Below are 13598 nucleotides of genomic sequence, written 5' to 3'. Positions count from 1 at the left end.
GTGGGCAGGCGTGGTCGCCGCGGATGGAGGACCCGGAGTGCCAGGTGACGGGGGGAGTCCGGCGTAGGGGGCGAGATGCCCGGCGCTAGCGAAGTTCTGCCGACGCCGTCACCAACCGCCGCGTGTCGGCGTATGTCCCTTTCGGGCATCCTCGGGCATTGCCATTTCGGCCCGCAGGCCCAGGAGTCGGATGGGACGGCCCGCTTCGATTCCGGCTACGAGGTCCAAGGCCCGTGCGAGGATGTCGTTCCGGTCGAATGTCTCGGGAATCTTCCTCGCATGGGTTTTGGTGAGGAACGGCGCGTACCGAACCTTGAGGGTCAGCCCAACCACGGGCCGTCCTTCGGCCACAACATCCTCAAGGACACGCGCTGTCAGCTCCCGGACGGCGTCGTCCACCTGGGCGGGCTCGGTCAGGTCCCGCTGGAAGGTGGTCTCCCGGCTATGCCCGCGGGCAACCCACGGGGTGCCATCCACAACGCTGGCGCCGTCCCCGCGTCCGAGCTCCGCGTACCAAGGACCCATCTTGGGGCCAAACTCCGGGACCAGATATTGGGGGTCGGACGCGGCGAGTTCGGCGACTGTGTTGATGCCGAGTATGGCCAGCCGGCCCGACACTTTGGTTCCGACGCCCCACAGGTCCTTGGTGGGCCGACTGCCCATGACTTCGAGCCAGTTCCCGGCAGTGAGACGGAAGACACCGGCCGGCTTGCCGAAACCGGTGGCGACCTTGGCTCGGATCAGGGTGTCGCCGATGCCCACGCTGCAATGCAGCTGCGTTCGCTCCAGGACAGCGGCCTGCACCTGGCGGGCGTAGGCTTCCGGATTCTCTGTCTCAGTGCCCACAAAGGCTTCATCCCAACCCAGCACCTGCACGGTGGCGCCGGGCTGCGCGCGCAGGGTAGCCATTACCGTTTCAGACGCCGCGAGGTAAGCCTCCTGATCGACGGGCAGGATCACAGCGTCGGGCACTTTCCGGGCCGCAATGCGTAAGGGCATTCCGGAACCCACACCAAACGCCCTGGCTTCGTAGGATGCGGTCGACACCACAGCTCGTTCCGTGGGGTCGCCCCGGCCGCCGACAATGATCGGCTTGCCCGCAAGCTCCGGCCGCCGCAGCACTTCGACCGCCGCGATGAACTGGTCGAGATCGACGTGCAGCACCCACCGGATTCCGCTCACGCCACCAGTCTGCCCTAAACATCACTCGTAAGCATCAGCTCTCCACCGAGCTGACCGCGCTCACCGAGGAGATCGCGCCTCACTGCCGCATTCGCTACTCGTTCTGAGGTTTTGACCTTTGTCCTTGAGGAACACCGCGCCGGCCTGGGCCAGCGCCACGAGATGGGGCTCGTCGACCGGTACGCTCTTCGAGTACCCGGCGGAGGGCTTCATCGCATCGCGAAAGGCCGGTCATTCATTGGCGCGACGCCGGCTGGCCTCTCGACGGGCTGCTATCCGCGGCGCTACCGTTGAAGTGGTGTCTGGGATGGACAACTTGGACGGGTTGCTGGCCACAGCGCGGACGGCGTACGCCCGCGGCGACTGGCATGCCGCTTACGGGCAGCTCAGCCAAGCCCGAGCATCGTCGGAACTGGAGACGGGGGACTTGAGTCTCCTGGGCAGAGCCGCGTGGTGGCTAGGTCAGGTCAAGGAATCTTTCGAGGTTTCCGAAGACGTCTACCACCGATTCCAGGACGACGGCGATGCATCAGATGCGGCCATGAAGGCCCTGCACCTGGGGCTGCTGTGGTTCATCCGTGGAGATGTCGTCATCGCTTCCGGTTGGGTGAGCCGTGCCCGGGGACTACTGCAGGGTCTTCCCGAAGGGCCGGAGCACGGCTATCTGCTCTACCTGGAGGCCAGCCTCGCGCTTGATCCTGCGGACCTGGGCCCGGCGCGGGAGACCGCGGCCAAGTTGCAGGATTTGGGCCGGAGCCTGCGCGTCCCCGCACTCACATCCCTCGGTTTGGTGATCGGCGGCCTGGCAGACCTGCGCAGCGGCAGCACCGCATCCGGCCTTGCCCAGCTGGACGAGGCAATGCTTCCGGTACTCGCCGGCCGGCTGCCGCCGGAATGGGCAGGGGAAATCTACTGCACGGTCATCCACGCGTGCCACGAGCTGGCCGACTTGCACCGGATGCGTGCCTGGACTGACGCCACCGAGCAGTGGGGCGAGCAGTTCGTAGGAGACGTGGTGTATGCCGGCATCTGCCGCGTCCACCGGCTTCAGCTGCTGAGCATCGAAGGCGGCTGGGAAGCGGCGGAGCATGCGATCGAACAGAGCGGGGCGGGGCTCGTGGGCCGGAACAACTTGGTGGCGGGCGAGGCCTACTACCAGCTGGGCGAAATCCGCCGGCTTCGCGGGGACAGCAGCGGCGCTGAGAAAGCCTACGCCCGGGCATCGGAGTTGGGGACCGAACCGCAGCCGGGCGAGTCGCTGCTCCAGCATGCCGCCGGGAAGAACGAGGCGGCGTGGGCGGGACTGTGCGCCGCCTTGGCCGGGCGGGACCGGCTGGCATGTGCACGGCTGCTGGTGTCCGGCGTCGAAATCGCCCTCGCTCTCGGGCACTTTGATGAGGCCGAGCGGCTCTGCGCCCGGCTGGAGGAAACCGCAGCCGTGTTCGCCACCGCCGGCTTCCGCGCCTGGGCCGGGCAGGCCCGGGCCGCCTTACTGATCGCACAGTCTCAGCACGCCGAGGCGTTGCCCTTGCTGCAGGCCGTCGTCCACGAATACCGGGGCCAGCACGCCCGATACGACACAGCCAGAGCCTACGAACTGCTCGCCCAGGCGCACCGCGGGCTGGGACAGTCCAGCGTCGCCGCCGCGGATTCCGCGACCGCGCTGGCGGTCTATCGCGAACTCGGTGCCCTGCCGGATGTCCGCCGGCTCGACGGCGGCCGGCTTCCCGGCGGGCTGACCGAGCGCGAGGCGGACGTGCTGGCGTTCACCGCTGCGGGTGCCAGCAACAAGCAAACCGCCGAGGCATTGTTCATCAGCCAGAAGACGGTCGGCAGGCACCTGGCGAACATCTATGCCAAGATCGGCGTTTCCTCGCGCACGGCCGCCGCAGCCTGGGCTCACGAACACGGCCTGCAGCCGCGCCGCTAATTACCGCTGCCTTCCGGCCATCGCCGGGCAGCACCTGCCGGACCGGCGTCTGCATGATTCGCCCCATGGGCTCCAAACAGAACGCATCGTTTGCCCGATGCCGGCGGTACCTGGAAATTCCTACGCTGGAATCAATCAGGCACAGACGCCTGTAGCAAAGGAAGGAACGACAATGACCATCGAGCTAGAAACATCACTGGCGGAGTTCGACGCCGAGGCCTCCAAGGCTTTCGCCGGACGCTTCGTGGGGATCCTGAATGATGCCGCGGTCGCCCTGCTGACCAGCGTTGGGCACCAGACCGGTCTGTTCGAGACGCTGGCCGGCCTGCCTGGCGCCACCAGCGAACAGGTAGCCGACGCCAGCGACCTAAACGAGCGCTATGTGCGCGAGTGGCTGGGCGGAATGACCGCGGCGCAGGTGGTCCGCTACGACCCGGCGGCCGGGACGTACTGGCTGCCCCGCGAGCATGCTGCCGTCCTGACCAGCGCGGCGGGCCCGGACAACATGGCTGTTTTGATGCAGCACATTTCCATGATGGGCGAAGTTGAACAGAAGATCATCGAGCGTTTCCGGCACGGCAGCGGGCTGTCCTACGAGGACTACCCCCACTTCCATCGGAACATGGCCCAGACCAGCGCGGCGGTGCACGACGCAGCACTGCTGGACGTGATCCTGCCGTTGGTTGCCGGTCTGCCGGAACGTCTGAGGGCCGGGATCGATGTCGCCGACGTCGGCTGCGGCAGCGGCCACGCGATCAACCTTATGGCCCAGGCTTTCCCCGCCAGCAGGTTCACCGGCTACGACTTCTCCGAGGGAGCCATCCGTGCCGCCCGCGGCGAGGCGGAACGGTTGGGATTGGCGAACGCCGGCTTCGAGGTGGTTGATGTGGCCGGCCTGGACGTCGAGGCCCGCTTCGACGCGGTGACGGCTTTCGACGCCATCCATGACCAGGCGCATCCGGCGGCGGTGCTGCGCAACATCCACCGGGCGCTGCGGCCGGACGGGATCTTCCTGATGGTGGACATCAAGGCATCCAGCAAGGTGGAGGAGAACATTGGGCTCCCCTGGGGCAGCTACCTGTACGCGATTTCAACCTTCCACTGCATGAGCGTTTCGCTCGGTCTCGACGGCGACGGGCTGGGCACCGTCTGGGGCGAACAGCTCGCGCTGTCGATGCTCGCCGACGCCGGTTTCGCGAACGTGGAGTCCAAGGACATCGAATCGGATCCGTTCAACGCCTACTCGATCGCCAGGAAGTAACGCTGCCGCCAAACATGCATCCGAAGAGCCCCGACCCTGCCGTGAACTGCTCCCCGGAAGTCTGACTGAGAATTCAGCTCTGACTTTCGGGGAGCAGTTCATGTACGAGAGCAGTTCGTTGTCCGGGAGCAACTTGAGGCTGCGGACCTCCCGAAACGACCCAGAAGAAGTGTTGCCACCTTCCGAACTCGAATTGTTCCTAGGCCGCAACACCGCGGACTGCGGCCTCGCGGAACGCGTCGAGCCCCGAGTTCTGAGTGGAGCGTCACACCCCGGGGCGAGCGTTCTGGCAGGATGTGGTGATGCCGTTCACGCTGCGCGAGCCTGTGCTCCCCGAATCGCGGAGAGCAGAGGGCAGCTCATCGGCTTTGCGTTCCATGTTGTGGGGCGCGAGGGATAATCCTCGGGCGGTGGCGTTCCATCTTCGCAACGGGTTCGAGTTCGATGGTGCGGACCAGACCCGACCCTGGTGCTCCAGAGATTATCGACGCCCGCATGGTGCGATAGGGATTTCGATACTACAGACAGGGGGCCGAGATGGCCGAGGTGGTTGAGACGACGGTGGCCGAGGTGATGGCCGAACTGGCGCAGCTTGAAGACCCGAGGGCACGTGAGGTGAACGAGAAACACGGTGACGATCACGGTGTGAATCTGAGCAAATTGCGTGCTCTGGCTAAGAGGCTGAAAACACAACAGGAACTCGCGCACCGGCTATGGGAGACAAATGACACCCCGGCGAGACTGCTGGCGATCCTGATCTGCCGTCCGAAGGCGTTCGAGCCTGACGAGTTGGACCGCATGTTGCGCGAGTCGCGAGTACCCAAGGTGCACGACTGGCTAGTGAACTACGTGGTGAAGAAGAACCCTCACTCCGAAGAACTGCGCCTGGCCTGGTCCGCCGATGCGGATCCACTTGTCGCGAGTGCCGCCTGGGCGCTGACCTCCGAACGCGTGACGAAGAAACCCGAGGGTCTCGACCTCGCCGGACTGCTCAACGTCATCGAGGCGGAGATGAAGGGCTCCCCGGATCGCCTGCAGTGGGCAATGAACCACTGCCTGGCTCAGATCGGGATCGAGCACGCCGAGCACCGCACGCGTGCAATCGACATCGGTGAGCGTCTGGAGGTACTCAAGGACTACCCGACGTCCCCGGGCTGCACGTCTCCGTTCGCGCCTGCTTGGATCACCGAGATGGTGCGTCGACAGCCCGACAGGTAGGAAGGTTCAGGCTCACGACCGGGCATCATCATGAGCCGCCAAAAACCCGGCCACTAGTGCTTCCGCCACTGATACGGCTCCAATTCTGTCGTCGAGGGGCGTTGGCCAGAGCGGAACCTCCGTGTCCGTTACGGGAAATTCGTAGCCTCTGGTGCTTAGGCGCCACTCCGTGAAGGGGTCCGGCGGCAGTTCCAGATCGGGATCCCAACCCGGCTCCGCGGGCAGTTCCAGATCGGGATTCCAACCCGGCTCCGCGGGCAGGTCCAGATCGGGATCCCGGCCCGGATCCGCGGGCAGACTTTCGTCCAGTCCTGGGTCCGGGAGTGTGTCGGTGGCCGGGAGGTGGGGCGGCCAGTCGGGTGGTTCCCAGTCCTGCTGTTCGCTGGGGTAGTGCCGTCCTGTCGGTGAGGTCCAGCCCGGCGGTTTGTGTTTGCTGGCCCCGGCCGGTGTCCAGCCGGAGCCGTGTTTCAGCCGGTGGTGCTTGCGGCAGGGCTGGCCCAGGTTGGTGATTCCGGTGGTGCCGCCGTCGGCCGAGGCCAGAAGGTGGTCGGCGTCGTTGTCCAGCGAGTGGTTGTTGCAGCCGGGGAAGGGGCATCGGCCGTCGCGGAGCCGGAGCCAGTGGCGCATAGCCTTCGTGAGCCGGTAGCTGGTCCGGCCGATTTCCAGCGGCGCCCCGTCACGCGGGTCCGTCAGGACCCGGTAGAAGGAAACCGCACCGTCGGCGACCAGGGCCCGGGCCATCGACGGCGGGATCGGCCCAAACCCGTCGAGGGTCGCGGGTTCCTCCCCGGCGCCGAGGAGGGACAGGACCGGGACGGTGACCAGGACCTGCGCCCGCGGGACCGGCACACCCCCGCACCCGCCGTTGCCATCGGCCAGGGCATTGGTACCGGCATCGGCGCCGCTGCCGCTGCCCGTGGTGTTGTTGCCGAGGAGCAAGGTCGCGGCGACGTCGGCGCGGAGCTGGGTGAGGGTCCGGGGCTCGTCCGGGCCCTGCAGGGCCCGGGCCGCGGCGGTGGTCCGCTCCCAGATCCCCGCCGCTGTATCGGCCGGGAGGTACGCGGAGAGCCAGGCCATCCCGTCCCGGTCCGGGACGTACTCGACCCGCCGGTCCGCGGCACACCTGGTGTGGCGTTTTTCGATGCTGACCGGGTGGTGGCGTTCCCGCCACGTGCGGGCCTTGGCGCGGAACCGTCCCGGCACGAGCTCACCGGCCGGGCAGCCCCGGGCCGGGTCCGGGGCGTCCGGGTCCAGGAAGTGCGCCTCCAGCGCGGCCGCCCCGGCCGGATCCAGGTTGCCGGTTTCGTCCACCATGATCCGGGCGTGGGCCCAGGAGATCGTCCCGGCCTGCAAAGCTCCCAGGGTCAGCGGGAGCGACGTCGTCAGGGCCTGGCTCTCACCCAGCAGGGCACCGGCGGCGTGTTCACTGACCGTCAGGACACCCGCGACCTCCGCGACCAAAGCCATCTCCTGGACCGTGTGGTCCCGCAGGGACGCTGCCGGGGACGCCAGCGCCCGGGCCGCGTCCGCGTAGTCCGCGGTCAGCCAAACCTTCAGCGCGGCCATCCCGGCCTCCACCCGCGCCACGCCGGTCATACCGTCCAGGCAGCCATCCGCCAGCTCCCACAACGGATCAGCCCTCAACGGATCAGACTCGGCACCCCGAAGCGGATCTGCGCCGGACCGATCAGCGCCGTCCCCGCCCGAAGCGAAAACAGCCAGCGCAGCAACGGACGCCGCGACAGCCGCCAGGGCCTCCCTGGCCTCCGCACTCCACACCGTGCTTTCCATACGCCCAGACTAGAAGATGGCTATGACAATTCTTGCTCCGCCGAACCCCGGGGACGCTTCACTGGAAAGTACGACGACGGCAACGCTGCGGGCGGTGGGAGCCAGGTTATGGATCCACCAGCCGCAGCGGCCGTTCGCCCAACTGCACCATAATTTCCTGGCCCCAGGATGCGGTGAGCCGGTCGTCCTCCATGCCGTCGCCGAACACCACGAGCTGGTCGGAGGCGACGGTGACGCGGAGTGTTTCGCCCGCCGCCAGCACGCCCTCGGTCAGGGAGGTCCCGGTGATGGGGGAGGGCCACGCCTCGCGGACGAACCACGCGAGCCGGGGATCCGTTGGTGCCGGCAAGGCACGCCCTCCGCGTTCCAGAGCGATGGAGGCGCACCAGCCGGTGGCACCCGTGCCAGTGGAAACGATCAGGCCAGAAGAAGAATGGCGCTCGGCCAGCCCGCCCGGGGTTGTGAGCTGGTATCGGGCCGACTGGTGCGAGGCGTGCCCGATGAACACCTCGTTGAGCCCCGAGAGTTCCTGCCCGTCGTCGAGCCGGGCTGTCACTGTGGCGAGTTCCTGGCAGCGCAGTCGTTTCACCGGGCCGGAAAGGCCGGCCTCCCTCAGCAGCTTTGCCGTCGCATCGGGCGTGTGCCGGACCAGGACACCTGGATTCGTTCCCGGTTCCGGATCTATCCCGATGACGGGCTGGCCGTTGAGATACTTCGCCGCGTTGGCCACGAGCCCGTCCTGACCAACAACAGCAATGATGTCCTCCGGGGTGAGCAGGAAGCGGCTCAGGTCGGCGCGCTCCACTTCGGCGTGGCGCCACTCGGCCGGAACCGCGGCGCGGACGGTCGCCAGCGCTGCGGTGAGCCCGTCATGGCGCTCCTGCACATCCTGGAGCGTGCGGCCGCGGGTCCGGAGGAAGAATTCGGCCTGGCCACGGGTGGCGTGCCGGTCAAGGAGTTCCTGGAGCTCGGTCCGCCGGTGGACGATAACGAGACGGGGGTTTGCCATGACCGGATCCTACTTCCCGACCCGGCCGCCGGTGCCCGCCACGACGCCGGCCGCAGCAGCCGGAACCGCGCTGCCCGCAGGTTCCCTGAACAGCCCGGCGAGAGCTCCGCTGAGCAGGTCCGGGGTGATGGTGAGGCTCCCGATGTTGGGCAGTGATGCGGCTGCATCGCGCAGTGCCAGTGCCAGCAGGGTTGCTTGTTCCATGTCCCGGTAAACCTCCATGGTCGCGGCCTCGCGTGCCGCGGCCGCCTCGCCGACCAGTCGGATCTGGTTCGCTTCGGCGGAGGCGTTGATGCCCTGGCGTTCGGCTGAAGCCTGCGCCTCGATGAGCCCTGCGGCGGCTTTTTCCTCGGCCTGGCGCCGTGCGTTGGCACCTTCCTGGGTGACCAGGTGTTCGCGACGGGTGGCCAGTTCGATCTGGCTCGCCATTTCGTTCTCGGAGATGGTCCGTTCGCGCTCGACGGCGACAGCCCGGCGCTCGTACACGGCTCGGTCCGCTTCGGCCTGGAGCTGTTCCCTGACCGGCGTCTGCAGTGCCCTTTCGACGTCGGACTCCGGCCGGACTGCCAGAACCTGCACCGCAAGGATCTCGATGCCCGTGGACTGAAGCCGGGTGTCCGCACGGAGGGCTTCGGTGAGGACGCTGCGGAGCTGGCTCACTCCGCGCTCCAGGGCCTCGGCGAGTGTGGTGGTGGCGATCTGGTCGATGGCGTGGCTCTGGCACAGCTGGCCGATGATGGTGGCCACCTGCTCCTTCCCGGTCGCCTGGGCCGAGCCGGCCGGCTGGAGACCAAAGTCGAGCCGGGTGGAAACGGAGACCGGGTCGATGAAGCGGTAGGTGACATTGGCCTGGACGCTCACGTCCTGGTGGTCTCGGGTGATGGCGTGGAACAGAGTCGGCAGTTCCTGGTCATCCACGGGAACCTCGCTCAGCACGGAGTTCGCCGGCCGGAACCAGAAGGCTTGGCCCACACCCTGGTGCCGGACCTGCCCCTTCTGCAGATGGACGACGTGGCCGGTGGGACTGCCCAGGAAGTGGCTGATCCAGGGGTAGCGCTTGATGCTGGCCATGGGGTTCTCCTCAAAGGTTCATTGTTCTCGTCAAGCTGACGATAACTAAACCATAGGAGACGCCGCGAGTTATTGTCAATGTGACGATAAATATCTACGATGGGTTCATGCCTGAATCCCATCCGTCGCCTGCGTGCTTCCCGGTGACGGTCGACGTCGTCGCCCTCACCGTGTTGGACGAGAACCTGAATGTCCTGCTTGTCACCCGCCTCATCGAGCCGTTCCGCGGCAGGCTCGCGCTGCCCGGCGGTTTCGTGCTGACCGGCGAGGACCTGGTGACTGCGGCGAGCCGCGAACTGGCGGAGGAAGCCGGCGTCGAGCAGGTCCCCGGCCACCTGGAACAGTTGGGGAGCTACGGCCCGGGGGGGCGGGACCCGCGCGGGGATGTACTCACTGTGGCCCACCTGCTGCTCGCACCCAACTTTCCTGTCCTGTCCGCCGGGAGCGACGCCGAGCACGCCGCCTGGTATCCAGTTGGCCAGGTTCTGGAGGGGGAATTGCAGCTGGCCTTTGACCATGGGCAGATCCTCGCTGACGCCTTGGAACGGGCAAGGTCAAAGCTTGAGTACTCGCCGCTGGGGGCGGCCTTTTGTGGCGAGGAGTTCACTGTCGCCCAGCTTCGGGCCGTGTATGAGGCCGTGTGGGGCACGCGCCTGGATGCACGGAATTTCCACCGCAAGGCCACGGGCACGCCTGGATTCCTGGAAGACACAGGGCGGATGACGACGGGGGAGACCGGCCGCCCGGCAGCGCTATTCCGGCTGGCCGGCACCGCCCGTCCGGCCGCTGGCCAGCCAACCAGGGCGGTGCTGAACCCACCGCTCATGCGACCGCGCGGCTGAGGTGTGGCGGGCTATCGGGGATACGCCGGCTTCGTCCGGGCATAACGAAGGGCGCACCATTGCGATGCGCCCTTCGCCTGCGTTTGGATCAGTCCTTTTTGAAGGCGTCCTTGACCTTCTCGCCGGCCTGCTTCAAATCAGCTTTGCTCTGGTCTGCTTGGCCTTCAGCCTTGAGGCTGTCATCGCCCGTGGCGTTCCCCGCAGCTTCTTTGCCCTTACCGCCAGCCTTCTCGGCAGCGTTCTGAATCTTGTCGCCTATTCCCATGATGGTTCCTCCTCTGGTGGGCAGCCGATCGATCCGGCCACACCACCATACTAAGCATGCTTATGGCCAGTATTTCAAGAAGGAGTTCTCATTTGGATGGACGCAGTCCGGTGCGGCTGCCCGGCACCCATGGTTTTCAGGAATTTGGACCCTTGCCTTCCTCATCGGTAAGGCGTTACTTTGTGGGCTGGTGCGTGCCTGATATCCCCTCGCAGAACACCATGGTGCACCCTGAACCCGCATATCGAGAAGGAAGGCGGCATCGTCAGATGCAAATAAAGGACCATTGGGACCGCTTGGACCCTGCAACGCAAAAGTGGCTCATTGAGAACCCCGGCTGCCAGATCCTTCCGAGGACCCTCACCACGGTTGTGTCGAAAGAAACAGGGGAAGATCTTGCCAGCGGGCAGCACGGCGAGACGGTCCTATCCCAGGAGGACCATGAGTTCATCCGATCGAAAGCAACCGAGGTTTCCGGCGCCTGATTCCAGTATCAGCCCTACCGGTGACTTGGAAAGCGACCTGGCAGCCGAGAGCGCATCTAGCAGGCAAATGGACGGGCAGTGAGAAAAACGCCGATGGACGACGGCGGGAAGACCCGCCGTCGTGCATCGGCGCTGTCCAGGCCAGCAACATCAGGGCGCCTGCCTGCTGCGCCCCACTTCACGGACCTGGCGGTTCAGGCGGCTTGGTCATGGACTCCGGCGGCGGCGGAAAAGCCTCGGCGGAATAGAGCCCCGCGACCTCGAGCATGTAATTCGCCCACTGCGGGCCGGCGAGCATGTAGCCGTCAATGTTCTTGTAGAACTTGCCGTTGATAGTGACGTTCTGGCCGGGCCGTTTTTGTCCTTCCAGCGCGTCGCCGAAGAAGGACGCGGTCGCCAGAGCGCTGGTGTAGCCGACCACCCAGGTGGCGCCGTTATTGTTGGACGTGCCGGTCTTGGCGGCGACCGGGAAGCGGGTGTGGACCTTGGGTTCGATGTAGATTCCGGACCCCAGTTTCATCACGTCCTGGAGCACGGAGTTCACGCCGCGGGCTACCTCGGGCTTAACCGCGCTGCGACAGTCGCTGAACTGGGCCGGCAGCTCCCGTCCCGCCGCATCGGTCACGTCCGTGATGGCGATCGGGGCGCAATACTTGCCGTCGGCGGCGAACGTGGCAAACGCGTTGGCCAGCACCAGCGGCGCCACACCAATGGCGCCCAGCAGGTTGCCCAGCTGGTGCATGTTCACCGGGGCGTTGTCCACGCCACTGTGAAGTCCCACGGTATCCACCATTCTCTGGATGCCGCAGAAGTCCAGCTCGGCGGCCTCAGCGAAGGTGGCGGTGTTGATGGAGTTATACAGGCCGTAATTGACGGGCATTTTGCGGTAGTAGCCCTCGTCGTTGTTCTGCAGGTCGTCCGCGGCGCCGAGGGCCTTTTCAGCCGAATTGTAGGCCCCGAGGACCTTTCCACAGCTGGACTTCCACGGGAAGTCCAACGGATAAGTCCGCCGGGCGGCGTCCACCTCGGCGACCATGGACTTGCCTTCATTGAGCCATTCCGCGAAGGTGAACGGTTTCATCGTGGACCCGGGCTGGAACCCGCCGGCGCCGTTCAGGTCATTACCACTGGCGTCCTTGGAATCCACGTTGAAGTTCAGCTGGGTATCGAATTTCCCGGCGGCGGGAAGAAACACGGTGTTTTGCGCCATCGCGAGGATCTTGCCGGTGCCTGGTCCGATCGAGACCAGCGACGCACCCCACTTGTCCGGGTTGGCCCCGGCCGTGGCGTCTACCTGAGCCTGCGCGGCCGCCTGCAGCCTGCTGTCCAGCGTAGTGGTGATGGTCAGGCCGCCGCGGTACAGCTTCTTCTCGCGAGCCGTGGCGTCGACCCCGTACGCCGGGTTGTTGAGGATCAGGTGGGAGACGTAGTCGCAGAAGTACGGCGCCATGTCAGCCGCCGAGCACCCCTGCTTTGCAGGCGTGATCTTCAGCTCGACACCGCTGGCGACGGCGGCGTCATGATCAGCTTGGAGGATTTTCCCATCGCTGAGCATTTTGTCCAGGACCTGGTTGCGCCGCTTGATGGAGTTTTCCGGCTGGGCGGCAGGATCGTAGAAGCTGGGGCTGTTGACCAGGCCGGCGAGCAGGGCGGCCTGCGGCAGGGTCAGGTCCCCGGCTGTGGTGCTGAAGAAATGCCGGGCTGCAGCTTCAATGCCGTACGCGTCCCGGTTGAAGAACACAATATTGAGATAGCCCTCAAGGATCTGGTCCTTCGTGAATTTCTTTTCCAGCTCGAGGGCCAGCTTCATCTCCCGCACCTTGTCGCCGATGCTCTTCTGCCCGCTGAGGATGACCTGATCGCTCCTGTCCGCCGACAACAGGGACTCATTGATCACGTTCGTTACGTACTGCTGGGTCAGCGTGGATGCGCCCTGCCTGCTGCCACTGGTCAGGTTGGAGGTGAGCGCCCGGAGGATCCCCTGCGGGTCGACGCCGGCGTGCTCGTAGAAGCGGCTGTCCTCGATGGCGACAATCGCGTCCCTGATGTAGGGGGACATCTGGTCCAGCCTGACCTTCACGCGGTTCTCCGCGAAGAAGGTGGCTACCGGCTTCCCGTCCGCGCTCAGCACTTTGGTGGACTGCGCCGGCGGTTCAACCGCCAGCTCAGCGGGGAGGTTATTGAAGAAGGTGATTGACCTGCTGACGGCAACGCCGGCAGCAGCGACGCCGGGGATCGCCAGACTGGCGACCAGAACACCGCAGATCGCACTCAGTGTTAAGAATCCGAGGACCCTCCAAAGGGCCGCGGCCAGACGAGATCCAATTCGTTTCTTCGGCGCCATTTTCTGTCCAGCTGTCGCGCTCAAAATCTGTGCTCAGAGTACGCCGGGACCCCGCCGAAGGGCCAGTGCCGGAGGTACTCAAACGGCCAGGGCTGTGTCGCTGGCAGAAGCAGCCCGGATCCGGTCCGGGACGTTGTTGGGGCCAAGGACTCTTCCCGCCTCCAGTCCCGTGCTGATAGACCGGACATCTCTTTGGAATT

General features: G+C 65.9%; 10 protein-coding genes. 4 read left to right on the top strand and 6 right to left on the bottom strand.

The window, feature by feature from the left end; all coding sequences use genetic code 11:
- Positions 1-108: 108 nt before the first annotated feature.
- A complete protein-coding gene (locus ABIB29_RS06125; RefSeq protein ID WP_502915557.1) occupies positions 109-1182 on the bottom strand; it encodes a DNA polymerase IV in 1074 nt (357 codons plus the stop codon).
- Between the two features lie 307 nt (positions 1183-1489).
- Between ABIB29_RS06125 and ABIB29_RS06120 the strand changes: the two genes are divergently transcribed.
- The 3 genes from ABIB29_RS06120 (at position 1490) to ABIB29_RS06110 (ending at position 5591) form a co-directional block, all read left to right on the top strand.
- Positions 1490-3112 carry a LuxR C-terminal-related transcriptional regulator gene (locus ABIB29_RS06120; RefSeq protein WP_354170983.1) on the top strand — a complete coding sequence of 541 codons (1623 nt, stop codon included), beginning with the start codon at positions 1490-1492 and terminating at the stop codon, positions 3110-3112.
- 172 nt (positions 3113-3284) lie between these two features.
- Entirely contained in the window at positions 3285-4373 is a 1089-nt protein-coding gene (locus ABIB29_RS06115) for a class I SAM-dependent methyltransferase (protein ID WP_354170981.1), read from the top strand.
- 537 nt (positions 4374-4910) lie between these two features.
- The gene (locus ABIB29_RS06110) at positions 4911-5591 is read left to right on the top strand and encodes a DNA alkylation repair protein (protein ID WP_354170979.1); all 681 of its coding nucleotides are present in this window, start codon (positions 4911-4913) and stop codon (positions 5589-5591) included.
- Between the two features lie 12 nt (positions 5592-5603).
- Here the strand turns inward: ABIB29_RS06110 and ABIB29_RS06105 are convergent, their stop codons facing one another.
- The 3 genes from ABIB29_RS06105 to ABIB29_RS06095 form a co-directional block, all read right to left on the bottom strand.
- Complete coding sequence (locus tag ABIB29_RS06105; RefSeq protein WP_354170977.1) at positions 5604-7382, bottom strand: HNH endonuclease signature motif containing protein; 1779 nt, start codon at positions 7380-7382, stop codon at positions 5604-5606.
- Between the two features lie 106 nt (positions 7383-7488).
- Positions 7489-8391 carry a diacylglycerol kinase catalytic domain-containing protein gene (locus ABIB29_RS06100; protein ID WP_354170976.1) on the bottom strand — a complete coding sequence of 301 codons (903 nt, stop codon included), beginning with the start codon at positions 8389-8391 and terminating at the stop codon, positions 7489-7491.
- 9 nt (positions 8392-8400) lie between these two features.
- Complete coding sequence (locus ABIB29_RS06095) at positions 8401-9462, bottom strand: SPFH domain-containing protein (protein WP_354170974.1); 1062 nt, start codon at positions 9460-9462, stop codon at positions 8401-8403.
- 107 nt (positions 9463-9569) lie between these two features.
- Between ABIB29_RS06095 and ABIB29_RS06090 the strand changes: the two genes are divergently transcribed.
- On the top strand, positions 9570-10304 hold the full coding sequence (locus tag ABIB29_RS06090) for an NUDIX hydrolase (RefSeq protein ID WP_354170972.1): 735 nt from the start codon (positions 9570-9572) through the stop codon (positions 10302-10304).
- Positions 10305-10392: 88 nt separating this feature from the next.
- Here ABIB29_RS06090 and ABIB29_RS06085 read toward each other — a convergent pair whose 3' ends face one another.
- Positions 10393-10569, bottom strand: coding sequence for a CsbD family protein (locus ABIB29_RS06085; protein WP_354170971.1), 177 nt, complete (start codon positions 10567-10569; stop codon positions 10393-10395).
- A gap of 663 nt (positions 10570-11232) precedes the next feature.
- Positions 11233-13398 (bottom strand): transglycosylase domain-containing protein, encoded by a 2166-nt coding sequence (locus ABIB29_RS06080; RefSeq protein ID WP_354170969.1) that lies wholly within the window; start codon positions 13396-13398, stop codon positions 11233-11235.
- Positions 13399-13598 lie beyond the last annotated feature (200 nt).

This window comes from Arthrobacter sp. UYEF36 (genome assembly GCF_040547025.1).
Taxonomy (GTDB): domain Bacteria; phylum Actinomycetota; class Actinomycetes; order Actinomycetales; family Micrococcaceae; genus Arthrobacter.
Note: the sequence above shows the minus strand (reverse complement) of the source record. Positions and strands in the feature narration are given on the sequence as shown.